This window comes from Solibacillus sp. FSL K6-1126, from assembly GCF_038003445.1.
Lineage (GTDB): Bacteria > Bacillota > Bacilli > Bacillales_A > Planococcaceae > Solibacillus > Solibacillus silvestris.
Genome location: NZ_JBBOPD010000001.1, coordinates 3672914 through 3688243 on the forward strand (window position 1 = coordinate 3672914; position 15330 = coordinate 3688243).

Annotated in this window: 14 protein-coding genes; 6 read left to right on the plus strand and 8 right to left on the minus strand. The window is 37.8% G+C overall.

Annotated features, from left to right (window positions below; translation table 11 throughout):
- Nucleotides 1–16: 16 nt before the first annotated feature.
- Nucleotides 17–1177: an MFS transporter gene (locus tag MHH44_RS18380; RefSeq protein ID WP_008405712.1), complete on the minus strand. Its 1161-nt coding sequence runs from the start codon at nt 1175–1177 to the stop codon at nt 17–19.
- Nucleotides 1178–1628: 451 nt separating this feature from the next.
- Here MHH44_RS18380 and MHH44_RS18385 point away from each other — a divergent pair, with 451 nt between their 5' ends.
- Both MHH44_RS18385 and MHH44_RS18390 read left to right on the plus strand, forming a co-directional pair.
- Nucleotides 1629–1814 carry an SE1561 family protein gene (locus tag MHH44_RS18385; protein ID WP_008405711.1) on the plus strand — a complete coding sequence of 62 codons (186 nt, stop codon included), beginning with the start codon at nt 1629–1631 and terminating at the stop codon, nt 1812–1814.
- Nucleotides 1815–2068: 254 nt separating this feature from the next.
- Entirely contained in the window at nt 2069–3607 is a 1539-nt protein-coding gene (locus tag MHH44_RS18390; protein ID WP_340799287.1) for a fumarate hydratase, read from the plus strand.
- Nucleotides 3608–4015: 408 nt separating this feature from the next.
- On the opposite strand, the gene MHH44_RS18395 is transcribed toward MHH44_RS18390, so the two are convergent.
- Nucleotides 4016–5395, minus strand: coding sequence for an L-cystine transporter (locus tag MHH44_RS18395; RefSeq protein ID WP_008405708.1), 1380 nt, complete (start codon nt 5393–5395; stop codon nt 4016–4018).
- A gap of 215 nt (nt 5396–5610) precedes the next feature.
- Here MHH44_RS18395 and MHH44_RS18400 point away from each other — a divergent pair, with 215 nt between their 5' ends.
- Nucleotides 5611–7515, plus strand: coding sequence for a heavy metal translocating P-type ATPase (locus MHH44_RS18400; RefSeq protein WP_008405706.1), 1905 nt, complete (start codon nt 5611–5613; stop codon nt 7513–7515).
- Between the two features lie 52 nt (nt 7516–7567).
- Here the strand turns inward: MHH44_RS18400 and MHH44_RS18405 are convergent, their stop codons facing one another.
- Together MHH44_RS18405 and MHH44_RS18410 are read right to left on the minus strand one after the other, a co-directional pair.
- On the minus strand, nt 7568–8914 hold the full coding sequence (locus MHH44_RS18405) for a GntP family permease (protein ID WP_340799288.1): 1347 nt from the start codon (nt 8912–8914) through the stop codon (nt 7568–7570).
- Between the two features lie 13 nt (nt 8915–8927).
- Nucleotides 8928–10046, minus strand: coding sequence for a glycerate kinase (locus MHH44_RS18410; RefSeq protein WP_008405703.1), 1119 nt, complete (start codon nt 10044–10046; stop codon nt 8928–8930).
- Nucleotides 10047–10171: 125 nt separating this feature from the next.
- Between MHH44_RS18410 and MHH44_RS18415 the strand changes: the two genes are divergently transcribed.
- Both MHH44_RS18415 and MHH44_RS18420 read left to right on the plus strand, forming a co-directional pair.
- Nucleotides 10172–11254 carry a CdaR family transcriptional regulator gene (locus MHH44_RS18415; RefSeq protein WP_340799289.1) on the plus strand — a complete coding sequence of 361 codons (1083 nt, stop codon included), beginning with the start codon at nt 10172–10174 and terminating at the stop codon, nt 11252–11254.
- 33 nt (nt 11255–11287) lie between these two features.
- On the plus strand, nt 11288–11437 hold the full coding sequence (locus tag MHH44_RS18420; RefSeq protein WP_008405700.1) for a hypothetical protein: 150 nt from the start codon (nt 11288–11290) through the stop codon (nt 11435–11437).
- Nucleotides 11438–11504: 67 nt separating this feature from the next.
- On the opposite strand, the gene MHH44_RS18425 is transcribed toward MHH44_RS18420, so the two are convergent.
- Together MHH44_RS18425 and MHH44_RS18430 are read right to left on the minus strand one after the other, a co-directional pair.
- A complete protein-coding gene (locus MHH44_RS18425; RefSeq protein WP_008405699.1) occupies nt 11505–12440 on the minus strand; it encodes a YihY/virulence factor BrkB family protein in 936 nt (311 codons plus the stop codon).
- A gap of 54 nt (nt 12441–12494) precedes the next feature.
- On the minus strand, nt 12495–12824 hold the full coding sequence (locus MHH44_RS18430) for a hypothetical protein (RefSeq protein WP_008405697.1): 330 nt from the start codon (nt 12822–12824) through the stop codon (nt 12495–12497).
- Between the two features lie 184 nt (nt 12825–13008).
- Between MHH44_RS18430 and MHH44_RS18435 the strand changes: the two genes are divergently transcribed.
- The gene (locus tag MHH44_RS18435) at nt 13009–13230 is read left to right on the plus strand and encodes a DUF1128 domain-containing protein (protein WP_008405695.1); all 222 of its coding nucleotides are present in this window, start codon (nt 13009–13011) and stop codon (nt 13228–13230) included.
- A gap of 85 nt (nt 13231–13315) precedes the next feature.
- Here the strand turns inward: MHH44_RS18435 and MHH44_RS18440 are convergent, their stop codons facing one another.
- A complete protein-coding gene (locus MHH44_RS18440) occupies nt 13316–14224 on the minus strand; it encodes a pseudouridine-5'-phosphate glycosidase (protein ID WP_008405693.1) in 909 nt (302 codons plus the stop codon).
- Complete coding sequence (locus MHH44_RS18445) at nt 14224–15312, minus strand: carbohydrate kinase (protein WP_014822695.1); 1089 nt, start codon at nt 15310–15312, stop codon at nt 14224–14226. Before MHH44_RS18445 ends, MHH44_RS18440 begins: the two co-directional genes overlap by 1 nt.
- Between the last annotated feature and the right edge of the window lie 18 nt (nt 15313–15330).

Consider the following 15330-nt stretch of genomic DNA (forward strand, 5'->3'; position numbering starts at 1 on the left):
GAGAACGTCTGCTTTTTTATATAGCTATTTTTTTCGATTTGCCAAAAAAGAGTATGGCCACTGCAACTGTCAGCAGCATGACCGAAATAACAAATAAAAATCCGCTACTCGGGAAAACTTCCAAATATAAACCGCCTAAAAGCGGACCAGTTAAACTGCCTAAACTGAAGAATATACCACAAAGCAAGTTCCCTGTCGGCAGCAGCTCTTTCGGAGTCAAATCGGTCATATATGTAATACCGAGTGAGAACATCGAACCGACACACATTCCTGCACAAAAAAAGACAGCAGCTACAAACAGTTCCGAATGCTCAAAGAAATTGCCTATTAAGAAAAATATGCTTCCGGCAAAGAGCCCTGAAACAATGACTTTATGGCGACCAATTTTATCACCTAATGCACCAAGCGGAAATTGCATAACAATCGCTCCGATCGAAAAGCCAGCCAAAATAATGGATACAAATGCTACGTCAAAATCTTTTCGTAAAGCATACACCGGAAATAAAGCATTCAGTGACGATTCTAAAAAGCCATAAACAAACGGCGGCAAAAAGGCAATCCATCCGTATTTTATAGCTAGACTATAACGTTTGATACCTGATTCATTTGCATCTCCTGCCAACGCTTCCGGCTTTTCATTTTTCACGAAAAAGATTAACGACCACGCTAATAAACATAATGCCGACGAAATAATAAACGGAAAGCTTTCCGATATTTTAATTAGCGGGACAAACAATGGGCCAACAGCAAAGCCTACTCCAAAAGATATGCCGTATATTGACATGCTTTTACCGAGTTTATGTGTAGCTGTAGTTGATGTAATCCAAGTCTGTGTTGAAAAATGCAGTGCATGATCACCGATGCCAATTAACAGCCGGAGTATAAACCAAAACATGACACTTTTCCAAAATGGAAATAAAAACAGTGACATGAAAACGAGTGCCCCACCAAATAGGATAATAGGTTTATACCCATATTTGCGTAATGGCTGCTCGATAAACGGCGAGATCAATAATGTTCCTATGTATAAACCTGTGGCATTCAAACCATTGAGCGTTGAGGATACGCCATCCCCTTCAAAAATCACCGAAATCAGAGGTAAAAGCATTCCTTGCGAAAATCCTGAAATTGATACAATAATAACTAAAATCGTAAACCTGCGCTGTTCATAACTCATTTCAATTTTCTCCCTTAGTTCATACAATTCATCGTATCACAGCTTTTAGGAGAAATAAAAGTAAACTCAAAAACCCCAGCTAACTTTATCTCTAAAAGTTAACCGGGGTTTTAAATATCACTATATTCCATTTCTGCGTTGCGTAAACAGTCGTATCGGCGAATAGCCGTAAATGTTTAAACTTCCTCCTTTTCTTGAGTTTGTCTATACATGTTTTTTCCGACCATCTCCTTCGTATTTAAATATGAATTTACTTTATCATAACACTTCATTAATGTAAATATTCAAAATTAACAGAATGTTAAAATAATTAACAAGTACTATACAATTTCCTATTTTTTAAAGTTAATTTAATAGGTTAGTCCGATATATACTATAAGTTGTTGTTTAACTTTTAGAAAATAGCGTAGTATAATATTAATAAGTCAATACAAAAGGAGCATCATACATTATGAAGCCAATTACAAACAAAGAACAGCAAGTAACATATTTAAAAGAACGCCTGGAAATTTTCCTTGAAGTGCTTGATGCAATCGATCCTGAAACGACGGAAATTGAAGATATTGATCGCTTAATTCAAATGATGGATGATTTAGAAGAAAAAATGGATCAATTCCAATCCCGCGAAGATAAATAGAAAATTCAGCAATACCTGTACACTGGGTATTGCTTTTTTCATTCTTTTGACTAGTTCTGCTATTATTCGCCGTTTTTTCTTTTAATCTGACAAACATTCATGTAAGCGCTCTTTTTTTTCCACATTAAAAGAGTTATAATGTAAGATGGTTTATTAAGAAAGACATAACATTCATTTCTTCGTGAAAGTTTTGTTCTAACTTATATCAATTTTATTGATCAAAATACACATATTTTTCTGGGGGGAAAAATAAGATGGCATACTTAGAAACTTTAGAAAAAAGTCTTTATTCTTTAGTAACTGAAACATCTACTAACTTACCAAAAGACGTTCGTCGTGCTATTAAAGCTGCAAAAGAAGCAGAAAATGCTGGTACACGTGCAGCAATGTCTTTAGACACAATCACTACAAATATTGTAATGGCAGAAGATAATGTATCTCCAATTTGTCAAGATACGGGTCTACCAACATTTAAAGTATATACTCCGGTTGGCGTAAACCAAATCGAAATTAAAAAAGCAATCCACACTGCAATTGCTGCAGCTACTGGTGATGCAAAATTACGCCCGAATTCAGTTGATTCATTGACTGGTAAAAACTCTGGAACAAACATTGGTGCTGGACTTCCAGTAGTAAAGTTTGAGCAATGGGAAAATGACTATATTACAGTGAAGCTTATTTTAAAAGGCGGCGGCTGTGAAAACAAAAATATCCAATATTCTTTACCTACAGAATTAGAAGGTTTAGGCCGCGCTGGTCGTGACTTAGACGGTATCCGTAAATGTATTTTACATTCTGTATGGCAAGCACAAGGACAAGGCTGTTCTGCTGGTTTCATCGGTGTTGGTATTGGTGGTGACCGCTCTTCAGGTTATGATCTTGCAAAAGAGCAATTATTCCGTCATGTTGATGATGTGAATCCAATTGAAGACTTAGCAAAACTAGAACAGTATATTGTAGAAAAATCAAATACATTCGGTGTTGGTACAATGGGCTTCGGCGGTGAAGCAACATTACTAGGTTGTAAAATTGGTGTAATGGACCGTTTACCAGCTTCATTCTTCGTATCTGTAGCTTACAACTGTTGGGCTTACCGTCGTATGGCAATCGATATCGATCCGGCGACTGGCGAAATCACAAACTGGCATTACCAAGAAGGTGAAAAAATCACTTTCCGTGATGAAGAAAAACAAGAAAACTCGGACAACAAAGTAGTTGAATTGGTTGCACCGATTACTAAAGAAAAAATCCGTTCACTTAAAGTTGGGGACGTAGTAAAAATTTCTGGCCGTATGTACACAGGTCGTGACGCAATCCATCACCACTTAATCGGTGAAGGTGTAGAAGCACCAGTAGATTTAGATGGTCAAATTATTTACCACTGTGGTCCGGTAATGGCGAAAGACGAAGCAGGCAACTGGGTCGTAAAAGCTGCTGGTCCAACAACTTCAATTCGTGAGGAGCCATACCAAGGCGACATCATGAAAAAATTCGGTATCCGTGCTGTTATGGGTAAAGGCGGTATGGGACCAAAAACTCTTAAAGCTTTAGAAGAACACGGTGGCGTTTACTTAAATGCAATCGGCGGTGCAGCTCAGTACTACGCAGACTGTATTAAATCAGTTGACGGTGTAGACTTAATGGAATTCGGAATTCCAGAAGCAATGTGGCACTTAACTGTAAAAGACTTTACTGCAGTAGTAACGATGGACTCTCATGGTAACTCATTACATGCTGATGTAGAGAAATCTTCTTTAGATAAACTAGCATTGCATGCAGAGCGCGTATTCTAATAGTTATGAAAAACGACTTCTTCCTAAATGGTTGAAGTCGTTTTTTAATTCCGCATTTTAAATTACATATAATTCTAACTATTCTTTTTATTGGTATGCTATACTATTTTATTATATAAGGTATAGGTGGTGTTATATGCTCTATATTAAGATATTGATTAATGCATTATTTATAGCTGCCCAAATACACGTGAGTACTAAATATCAGTATAGACGCAGCTTTCTTGTTGCCCTTTCGTATACAATTTATGTGATTATTATTCTCCCTTACGTAACCTTTGAATATATATATCTATATCTTTCATTAATGCTTTGGCTATTTTTCAGCGCATGCTTTTTTATGCGAGATCGATTGTTTGGTTAAAAAAAGCAGCACAGAATTTGTCTGTGCTGCTTTACTTTTTCATGTTATTGAACTAATTGTGTATCGGCTGGTTCATTGTAGACTGTTGTATCGAGCTCTTTTGTTGCACGGCTTGATACGACACCTGAAACCATTGACCCGCTTACATTAAGCGCTGTACGACCCATGTCGATTAAAGGTTCTACCGAAATTAAAACACCTGCTAACGCAATCGGTAAATCCATTGCAGATAAGACGATAATGGCTGCGAATGTCGCACCACCACCTACACCTGCCACACCAAATGAACTGATCGCCACAATTAAAATTAATGTTGCGATAAAGCCAGGTGTTAACGGATCAATACCTACTGTCGGTGCAATCATTACGGCCAACATTGCCGGATAAACACCCGCACAACCATTTTGCCCGATTGAAAGACCAAATGAAGCAGCAAAGTTGGCAATGCCATCCGGAACACCAAGACGCTTTGTCTGCGTTTGAATATTTAACGGTAATGCTCCTGCACTTGAACGTGAAGTAAATGCAAACAGCAGTACTTCAGCTGTTTTTTTCAAATAAGTTAATGGACTTAAACCTGTTAATGCCACAATGATTAAATGCAGAATGAACATAGCGATCAATGCAACATAAGAAGCTAAGATGAATTTACCTAAATCCATAATCGCCCCTAAATCACTCGTTGCAACGGTACGTGCCATAATGGCAGCTACACCATATGGAGTTAAACGTAAAATAATACGTACAACACCCATGATTAAACCGTAAAGTGCATCGACACCTTTTTTAACATTTGCCGCCGTTTCTTCTTCTTTTCGACGGAGTGTTAAATAACTAAATCCTAAAAATGCCGCGAAAATTACAACCCCAATTGTTGATGTTGCACGAGATCCTGTTAAATCCGCAAATGGATTTGCAGGAAACATTGATAAAATCTGTTCAGGTAAAGGTGTCACTTCTGCCGAACGTTCAACCAATGATTCACCGCGTGCAATTTCAGCCTCACCTTGCATAATTTGAGATGCATCTAAGTCAAATAACACTGTTGATGCAATACCTAAACCAGCTGCAACAGCAGTTGTACTGATTAAAACTGATAAAATAACCGCTGCTGACTTACCTAAGTTTTTACCAAATGTCACTTTTGTAAATGCAGCTAATATCGAAATGAATACTAAAGGCATTGCAATCATCTGCAGTAACTTTACATAGCCCGTTCCGACGATGTTGTACCATGGCACAGTTTCATTAATGGCATCCGACCCTACCCCATATGCAAATTGTAATCCTACCCCAAGTATAATACCTAAACCTAAGGCGATAAAAACACGATTTGAAAACTTAACATGCTTCGTTTTAAGGAAATATAAAAAAGCAATGACAATAAGCAGCAAAGCAATATTAAGCAATACGTAGAAATTCAAAGTAAACTCCTCCAATTTTATAAATGTACTTCATTATATTACTCTATAATCCTTATAAGTCAAGTAGGCATTATTTTTTTTAATTCTCTATTGTATGTTATTTACAAAATAAATGACCTATATTATAATTATTATAAATAAGAAATAATTCTAATCTAATTGAAATTCATTATCAGTCCTTATCAATAGTAATAATCATTATCAAGGAGGTATTTATGATTAATTCTAATCGAGAAAACTTATCATTAAATGAGAAAATTTTAGAACACAAAGAATTAATTGCAGCTTTAGTATCCGGCTTTATCATTTTGCTCGCGTGGCGAATGGAGTCAACAGAGCAAACGACAGCCGCTGTAATCGCATATTTAACAGCATTCTTTATCGGTGGATATGCAAAAGCAAAAGAAGGTATTGAAGATACAATAGAAAGCAAGTCTTTAAATGTAGAAATTTTAATGATTATTGCTGCCATTGGTTCTGCCATTATCGGTTACTGGATGGAAGGTGCTATATTAATCTTTATATTTGCCTTAAGCGGCGCACTTGAAACATATGCAATGAATAAAAACAATCGTGAAATCTCTTCATTAATGGACCTGCAGCCAGAGGAAGCATGGCTTGTACGAGGCGGATTTGAACCGATTAAAGTTTCCGTAAAAGATTTGAAGGTAAACGATCATATATTAGTAAAACCAGGTGAACGTATACCGGCAGATGGCGAAATTTATAAAGGTATTTCAACAGTTGATGAGGCAGCGATTACCGGTGAATCAATGCCTATTACGAAAAAAGCAGGTAATGAAGTTTTTGCCGGTACAGTAAATTTAAACAGTGTGTTAACTATAAAAGTAACAAAGCCTAGTTCCGAAACATTGTTCCAAAAAATCATTACACTTGTTCAATCTGCACAAAGCGAAAAATCACCTTCCCAACAGTTTATTGAACGCTTTGAAAGTGTGTATGTAAAAGCAGTATTATTGGCCGTAGCACTCATGATGTTTTTACCGCACTATTTATTAGACTGGGATTGGACGACAACTCTTTACCGCGCAATGGTATTACTTGTTGTTGCTTCTCCTTGTGCATTAGTTGCTTCTATTATGCCGGCTACCCTTTCAGCGATTTCCAATGGCGCGAGAAACGGGATACTTGTTAAAGGCGGTGTGCATTTAGAAAATTTAAGCTCGATCCGCGTATTGGCAGTAGATAAGACTGGTACATTAACACAAGGAACACCTGTTGTGACAGATTTTATTGTTCGTGATGATTTAGACAAACAGCAGACGTTAGCTTTAATAGCAGGGATTGAAGGACAGTCAAACCATCCCCTTGCACAGGCGATTAACGCATTCGCAAAAGAGCAGGGTGTCATCAACGAGCAAAATATTACCATAGAAGATATTCCTGGTTACGGAATGAAAGCGCAGTTTAATGAACAATCCTATATAATCGGAAAACCTGACTTTGTTGGAGCAAAATTGGCAAAACAATTTGCTGATGGCGCGCTCGAACAATTAGCGAATGAAGGTAAAACAGTTGTATTTCTTAAAGATCACCAAGGCATTGCAGCACTTATCGCCCTTAAAGATGTCGTTCGGGAAGAGGCAAAAAAGGCGGTAGCTGCACTGCAAGAGCTAGGTATTAATGTAGCCATGCTGACTGGTGACAATGAAACAACCGCAAAAGCAATTGCAAAAGAAGCTGGTGTTTCGACTTATGTGGCGGAGTGCTTGCCGGAAACGAAGGTCGAGCATATTAAGCAATACGAAAAAACATCCGGCCATGTCGGCATGGTTGGTGACGGTATCAATGATGCCCCTGCCCTTGCTACTGCCTCCGTCGGTATTGCAATGGGTGGTGGTACAGATGTCGCACTAGAGACAGCGGATGTAATATTAATGAAAAACGACTTATCTAAAATTGCCCATGCCGTTAAGCTTTCGCGAAAAATGCAGCGTATCGTGAAACAGAACATTATTTTTTCATTAACGGTTATTGCTCTGCTGATCATTTCGAACTTCTTCCAAGCAATCAGCCTTCCTCTAGGCGTTATTGGTCATGAAGGCAGTACAATTTTAGTTATTTTAAATGGATTACGTATGCTGAGTAAAAATGTTTAGTCCAATAATAAAGGTGCATCCCAACAACAGGATGCACCTTTTGCTTTCTCTATTAAACTAGTACAAACCATAATGCCATTGTGAAGATAATTGTCGTTAAACCCATCAGCAATGTTGCCATCGTTTGCGCTTTATATGCATCCGTAACTTTCATTCCGCTGTATTGAGTAATTACCCAGAAGAAACTATCGTTTACATGACTAACTGTCATAGATCCCGCACCAATTGCCATAACGACTAATGCTAACGGCACTGCCCCTTCGATTCCTAAAGTCGGTAGCATCGGTGCGATTAAAGAAGATGTAATAACTAATGCTGCAGTTGATGAACCTTGCGCTGTTTTTAGAGCAGCGGCAATTAAAAACGGAATTAATAAAAATAATGCGCCTGTTGCTAATGCACCTAAATCCATTTCCTGAAGTTTATCACCGACACCTGTATTTTTAATAACCGTACCAAATGCGCCACCAGCACCTGTGATTAATAAAATTGGCGCTGCTTCTTTTAAAGCTTCACCGATCCAGTTTGATAATGTTTCTTCACTCAGTTCAGGCAATAGTAAAAATGCAGCAAATACCCCTAGTATTAGTGCGACTGTCGGTGAACCGAGGAATCTGAAGAATGTATTAACTCCCGATTCCGGGTCACCTACTAATGCAGCGACAGAACCTGCCCCGATCAATACAATCGGCAATACAATCGGTAAGAATGACTTGAATGTAGAAGGCATTTTACCAAACGACTTAATAATTTCATCGTAATCCAATGCCGGCTCATCATCTGCCTCAACCCGAATTTTCGATGCTACTTTCGTCGCCCAAATATAGCCTACGATTGTTGCTGGAATAGCAACGATTAATCCTATTAAAATGATTGTGCCTAAATAATCTGCTGCACCAATATTTCCAGCAGCCGCAATCGGTCCTGGTGTAGGCGGTACGAGTACGTGAGTTGCATATAAACCCGTAGCTAAAGCAACTGCCATTGAAGCAATTGTTACGCCTGCACGTTTAGCCAGCGCTTTCTTTAAACTCGTTAAAATGATATAGCCTGAATCGCAAAATACCGGAATGGATACAATGTAGCCAATGATCGACATTGCTAATTGCGGTCGTTTTGGTCCAATTACCCGCAATACGACTTCAGCCATACGATATGCAGCGCCGGATTTTTCTAATATAATTCCAATAATCGTACCTGCTACGATGACGATACCAATGCTCGTCATCAGCCCTCCAAACCCTGTGTTAATACTTTCTACAACTGTTAACAAAGGCATACCCGCTGCAATCCCAACAAAGAATGAACTAATTAATAATGCAAGAAAAGGATGCAGCTTAAGTTTTGCCGTTGCAAAGACAATGAACAACACACCAATCAGAATAATTAGAAACAACATTTCTCCCCACTCCTTATATTAATCTTTTTATTAAATCCGTAACCTTTTGTTCCAAATAATAACTTGGATTATTTAATGATTGCTCCGCCGAAATATCATTACCGACAATACTTTCAACTTGATGAAAATAGGTTTTTAGAATACTGGAATTTTCAATCATTCCCGAAATTAAAATTGTTGGCACACCTTTTTCTTTTGCCAGCTTAGCAACCCCTATTGGCGCTTTTCCGGAAAGTGTTTGCTCATCCGATTTCCCTTCACCTGTAATGACAAAATCCGCTTTTTCCAGGTGATTTGTAAATTGCACTGCTTCCAGCACAATATCTACACCAGGCTTAAATTGGTGCGGAAAAAAGGCCATAAACGCCGAGCCAATTCCACCAGCCGCGCCAGCTCCTGCACGATGACGGACTTTTACGTTTTGCTGTGATTCGATAATAGTAATATAATGATTTAAATTTTGATCAAATATATTAATATCATGCGGCTCTACCCCTTTTTGCGGCCCAAATACAGCTGTAGCTCCATTCGAACCTATTAACGGGTTATCTACATCACAGGCAATCATAAATGTACTTTCAGAAATTCGTGAATCAAAATTAGACAAATCGATTTTTTTAAGTGCATTAAATTGATATACGTCGTTTAAAATTTCATTACCATCTTTGTCTATGAATTTCATTCCAAGTGCCCTTAGCATTCCCTGGCCACCATCATTTGTAGCGCTTCCTCCTATACCGATAATAAAGTGACGATAACCTGTATCCATTGCATGTTGGATTAATTGACCTGTTCCGTATGTTGTTGCAAAGCGTGGGTTTTTTTCTTCTTCATTTATAAGTGTTAACCCTGACGCCTGAGCCATTTCTATCACACAAGTTTTCCCATCACCCAGTACTCCATATTTTGCTTCAATCCGCTTCCCTAAAGGATTTTGAACCGACGCTGTCAAATACTTTCCTTTTGTAGCTTTGACTAATGCGTCAAGGGTTCCTTCGCCGCCATCTGCAATCGGTAAACAAATTGTTTCAATCTTATTGTCCACCTTTTTAATTGCTTCCTTTATCACTGATGTAACCTCTCCGGAAGACAACGTCCCTTTAAAGGAATCCGGACTTATAATAATCTTCATTTGATTCCTCCCTCACATGAATAAAGCGCTTACAAAAATTATAGTAGTAATATTCTGAATTTACTTTATACTTGTTGTATAATTTTTTATTAATTACTACTTTATTTTTATACGAGGTGTATAAATTGTTAACAATAAGACTGGCAAATGAAATTGTAGAACAAACAATGCTGCGGTTAAAGCGTAATGTAAATGTAATGAGCATTGACGGCATTATATTAGCTTCCGGTGATAAGGAGCGGGTGGAAAAGTTTCATGAAGGCGCGAAGTTTGTAGCAGAATCGAAGAAAACGCTCATAATATCAGACGACAATATTCATGATTTCCCGCAAACTAAGCACGGGATAAATTTGCCGATCTTTTTTCAGGAGGAAATCGTTTGTATTATTGGAATTACCGGTGTGGTCGATGAGGAACTGCTAAATATTTCTTCATTAGTTCAGTTAACAGCAGAGGTATTAGTCCATCAGGCTCTTATTGAATCTAAAAGCGAATGGCAGCGGAAAATGAGTGTACATATTTTTGAGGAACTAATTAGTGGCACTTCTATAAATCGGTTTGTAAAAGAACGGATAAATAAACTGGCCATACCCTTTATTGCCCCCTATTGCATCATATTATTAAAGGCCGAACAAAAGACTGGTTCCCATCGGACACTTATACAATATATCGATGATTTCTTTTATAACAAACCCGTTATCTTTGGACACTTTCAGCTAGATGAATACTTTATTTTAACTACAGAATTGAATCAAACAACTTTAACAAAAATAGTGGAAGCATTTAATACTTATATAAAAAGCAAATTCAGTATTAAAATTGCTGTCGGTGAACATGTTGAAAATCTTGAACGGTTACCGCATTCCTATAAAACAGCGCAGTTAGCATTAAAGCATCACCATACCATCTCGAAAGTAATCTACCATCAGGAAGTTGAAGTATTCACCTTATTTAATCCAGAGGTAGCCCATCACTACAGTATAAAAACATTGAATCAACTGGATGATAAATTAGTTGCTACATTGCAATGCTTTTTTAATAATAATAAGTCAGCTTCAGCGACTGCCGACGAATTGCAAATACACCGACATACGTTAGCTTACCGGCTTTCTCAAATTAAAGAGCAAACCTTTTTAAATCCTGCGGAGTTTCATGATGCATTAAAACTGCAAATCGCACTATGGCATCGTGAAGGACTGAACCTATAAAAAAATGAGGTAGGGATAGAGGTAGAAGTACCGATGGATAAGAAGAAAAACATTATTAAGAACGGATATTTTGTAAAATTGATTGGAATGGAGGGCGACTCCTGCGGGAATAGCGTGACGCCTGAGACTACAGGCTCAGGCCACGCCCGCGGAAAGCGTCCCGGAATGGAAATCAATTTTTAACGCTCAGCAAATAAATGCTATTTTTCTCTTTGAGAAAAATAGCATTTCTGGATTATCTAATTTCCACCTAAAAAACAGGTGATTTGGCTTGCTTTTTACTTTCTTTAGCAAGTTGCCTTTTTTGGAATGACGCATTAAGCAAGCCACCTAATATGATGATCATTCCTGTGAAATATAGCCAAAGCATTAAAATAATGACCCCGCCGATACTGCCATATGTTGAACTGTAATTGCCGAAATTATTAATATAGAATGAGAATCCGTACGTTAATACAAGCCAGCCCAAAGTTGCAAAAACAGCACCCGGAATCACACTGAACATCGTTAACCGAGGATCTGTATTCGGGACAATCCAATACATGACTGATATTACGATGAAAATAAGTGTTGGCGGCGTAATCCAGCGCACAAAGGTCCAAACGTTTGCGAATGACTCCTCTACACCTAAATAGCCGAATACGATATTGCCGATCTGCTGACCAAAAACCGGGAATACAAGTGCTATTAAAATAACTGCTACTAATGCAATTGTAAAAACAAGTGACCATAAACGGTTTAAAAATCCTGCTCTTCCTTCTACATCATAGGCACGGTTTAATGATTTCATCAGTGCATCTACACCTCTAGAGGCAGACCATAGTGTACCAATAATACCGATTGAAAGTAAACCGCCGTTTTGATTGTTCAGAACATCTGTTAATGTCGTTTCGATCAGTCCATATACTTCTTCAGGCATAACATCACTTAAAAAATCGAATATTTGCCCTTGTTCCAAATTTAAGTAAGGTAAAAGCGTTACCATAAAAATAAGCATAGGGAAAAATGATAACAGGAAAAAATAGGCCAACTGTGCCCCCATGCCTGACATGTCCACATTTTTAGTTCGATAAATTAAATCTTGGATAAACCCTTTTGTCGTCAGTATATCTATTTGGCTACGATCCGGTGAAACATATGATTTAACTAGCGAAATCTTTTCTTTTAGTTCTCCCTTTTCTTCCATGCTGCCACCACCTGTTCACATTATGTTGATTCAGTGGATATCATGGACATCCGATTACCCGATTTGTTCATCCTTTTTTGAGAAAGCCTGAATCGTTTCTGAAACCATACTTTGAATTGTAGCAGGTAACTCTTTAATATCATTTTCATTTTGCATAATTGATTGGACACCATTATTTACTGTCCCATACAAAGATTGTGCTTGTTCCATCTTAGTTTCTACTAACGCCACTAATTCATCACGATTTTCAGCATAGTATGCTACTGTATCTTTTGCTTTCTTTGCTGTTTCTACAGTATGCTCACGTGTTTGTTTATCCAACATACTAATTGCTGCACCTGTTACTGCTCCAATTGCTATAAAAGGTAATAGTTTACTTTTCATTAGTTTTCTCCTCCTACTATATGCTTTCGTATTCCCCTAATACTTTTTCATAAAACTTATCTATATGTATTTTAACGAATATCCAATATTATTAAAAGTACTCAGTCAACTTTATCCTGTTGACAAGTTGATGGTTGCATGAAATGATATTTTTGTAAACATTGAAAGGTAGGGGCAAAAAATTATGGACTTATCCAACCCATCGCAACAGAATGTCATCTATATGATCGAGCAAATTAAAGAAAAACTTCGTATGGTAAATGTTGATGCTATGCAGTCTTCTGCATTTGATGAAGAAAAATACGAAGATCTACAATATTTATACGAAATGGTTATGAAACGCGATTCATTTAGCCCAAGTGAAATGAATGCCATCGTAGCTGAACTAGGCGCCCTTCGTAAATAACATCAATAGCATAGTGTGAAAAAGAAGCTCATCGATTAATTCGACAAGCTTCTTTTTTTATTCCCTATTCCCCAGGAAATATTAATTATTTATTTAATTCGACAGCAATTTTTGCACCTACACGGGCATTATGTTTAACAAGGGCAATATTGGCATCCAGTGATTTACCTTCTGTCAGCTCTTTCACTTTACCTAATAAGAATGGCGTTACATTTTTGCCTGCGATGCCTTGTTCTTTCGCTTCATTTAATGCATTGTCAATAATTCCGTCAATAACACTTGATTCCATAGCATCTTCTACTGGGATCGGGTTTGCGATCAATGCACCGCCACGTAAACCTAAATCCCACTTAGCACGTAGAATTGCAGCAGTTTCTTCTGCAGAATCAACGCGAATATTTACATCGAATTCACTTTCACGTGCATAGAATGCAGGCAATTTATCTGTTCCGTAACCAATTACCGGTACACCTTTAGTTTCAAGGTATTCCAATGTTAAGCCGATGTCTAAAATTGATTTGGCACCTGCACATACTACAGCCACATTTGTCATTGCCAGTTCTTCCAAGTCTGCAGAAATATCCATTGTAGTTTCAGCGCCACGGTGAACCCCACCAATACCGCCTGTTACGAATAGTTCAATACCAGCTAGCTCAGCACAGATCATTGTTGCCGCTACAGTAGTTGCACCGATTTTCTTTGTTGCAAGTAAATAGCCAATATCACGACGGCTTGTTTTTGCTACACCTTGAGCATTACCGAACATTTCTAATTCTTCATCAGATAGGCCGATTTTAATTTTCCCATCGATTAATGCGATTGTTGCCGGTACTGCACCGCCATCACGAATAATTTGTTCTACTTCACGAGCTGTTTGTACATTTTGAGGATATGGCATACCGTGTGAAATAATCGTTGATTCCAACGCTACGATTGGTAAGCCTTTCTCTTTAGCTTCTAATACCTCTTGTGAATATGATAAATATTGTTTCATTATAAATTCCTCCATTCAATTAAATTATCTTTTGTTAAATCTTCACGTACTGTTTTATCCGATTGCAATGTTTTCGATGCATTTACCAACCCGAGCTGGATTGCTTCTTCAAGCTCTTCATCGTTTAATACACCATGTAAAAATGCACTAACAAAAGCATCTCCGGCACCTGTAACATCTACTATATTTCTAGTTGCAATGGCTTTGTAGTGTACTATATTACCTTCGTTCCCCACCATTACTCCATGTTCGCCAAGAGTGAGCACAACATGCTCCGCTCCTTTTTGCAACAACATGTTAACAGCCTTTTCATATTGGCTATATGTTTCCAGCTTCACATTTAAATAGCTTTCCGCTTCATCTCGATTGCAAATAAAGTAACGGATACCGTGCAGATCCTGCGACATATTTTTCATCTTAGGTGAAGAAACAGGGATAACCGCCAATGCGATATTACGCTCTATTGCGAAATTCCTAATATATTCTACTGTTTCTAACGGGCTGTTTAAGTCAATGACAATACAGCTGGCATTTTGTAGTATCGCTTCGTGCTTTTTTAAAATACTCGGCAACAACTGATCATAAATCGCCATATTTGCCATCGATATTACCAGTTCACCCATATTATCAAGTACTGCTGTATAAGAACCTGTATTATAATCGTTTAATTTCTCTACTAAATCCACATTCATCATACTCTTACAATTTTGTTCAATAAATGCACTATCATGATCTTCACCCATTACAGTAATTAAGGAAACACGGTTACCTAACCGCCCTAAGTTTTCAGCTATATTGCGGGCAACACCGCCTACCGATTCTGTAACAGAAGCAGGATTGGAAGTCCCTAATTGGACATTTTGCTCAATAGTGAATTTACGATCGATATTGGCACCACCAATTGCAATGATTTGATTTTTCTCTGGCAAAACATAGGCACGTCCTAAAATTTCCCCTCGTTTTATAAGCGATGAGATTATATTAGCAAGCGCTGGCCTGGACATTCCCAGTTGTTCTGCCATTTCCTGTTGTGATAAGTAGGGATTCTTCTTTATTAATTGGAAAATCAATTTTTCCTTTTCATTCAACTTTATCACCTCTAATCA

What these genes read in the sequence shown, in the direction of transcription:
- MHH44_RS18380 (WP_008405712.1), bottom strand. Translation starts at nt 1,177, where the DNA reads ATGAGTTATGAACAGCGCAGGTTTACGATTTTAGTTATTATTGTATCA.
- MHH44_RS18385 (WP_008405711.1), top strand. Translation starts at nt 1,629, where the DNA reads ATGAAGCCAATTACAAACAAAGAACAGCAAGTAACATATTTAAAAGAA.
- MHH44_RS18390 (WP_340799287.1), top strand. Translation starts at nt 2,069, where the DNA reads ATGGCATACTTAGAAACTTTAGAAAAAAGTCTTTATTCTTTAGTAACT.
- MHH44_RS18400 (WP_008405706.1), top strand. Translation starts at nt 5,611, where the DNA reads ATGATTAATTCTAATCGAGAAAACTTATCATTAAATGAGAAAATTTTA.
- MHH44_RS18405 (WP_340799288.1), bottom strand. Translation starts at nt 8,914, where the DNA reads ATGTTGTTTCTAATTATTCTGATTGGTGTGTTGTTCATTGTCTTTGCA.
- MHH44_RS18410 (WP_008405703.1), bottom strand. Translation starts at nt 10,046, where the DNA reads ATGAAGATTATTATAAGTCCGGATTCCTTTAAAGGGACGTTGTCTTCC.
- MHH44_RS18420 (WP_008405700.1), top strand. Translation starts at nt 11,288, where the DNA reads ATGGATAAGAAGAAAAACATTATTAAGAACGGATATTTTGTAAAATTG.
- MHH44_RS18425 (WP_008405699.1), bottom strand. Translation starts at nt 12,440, where the DNA reads ATGGAAGAAAAGGGAGAACTAAAAGAAAAGATTTCGCTAGTTAAATCA.
- MHH44_RS18430 (WP_008405697.1), bottom strand. Translation starts at nt 12,824, where the DNA reads ATGAAAAGTAAACTATTACCTTTTATAGCAATTGGAGCAGTAACAGGT.
- MHH44_RS18435 (WP_008405695.1), top strand. Translation starts at nt 13,009, where the DNA reads ATGGACTTATCCAACCCATCGCAACAGAATGTCATCTATATGATCGAG.
- MHH44_RS18440 (WP_008405693.1), bottom strand. Translation starts at nt 14,224, where the DNA reads ATGAAACAATATTTATCATATTCACAAGAGGTATTAGAAGCTAAAGAG.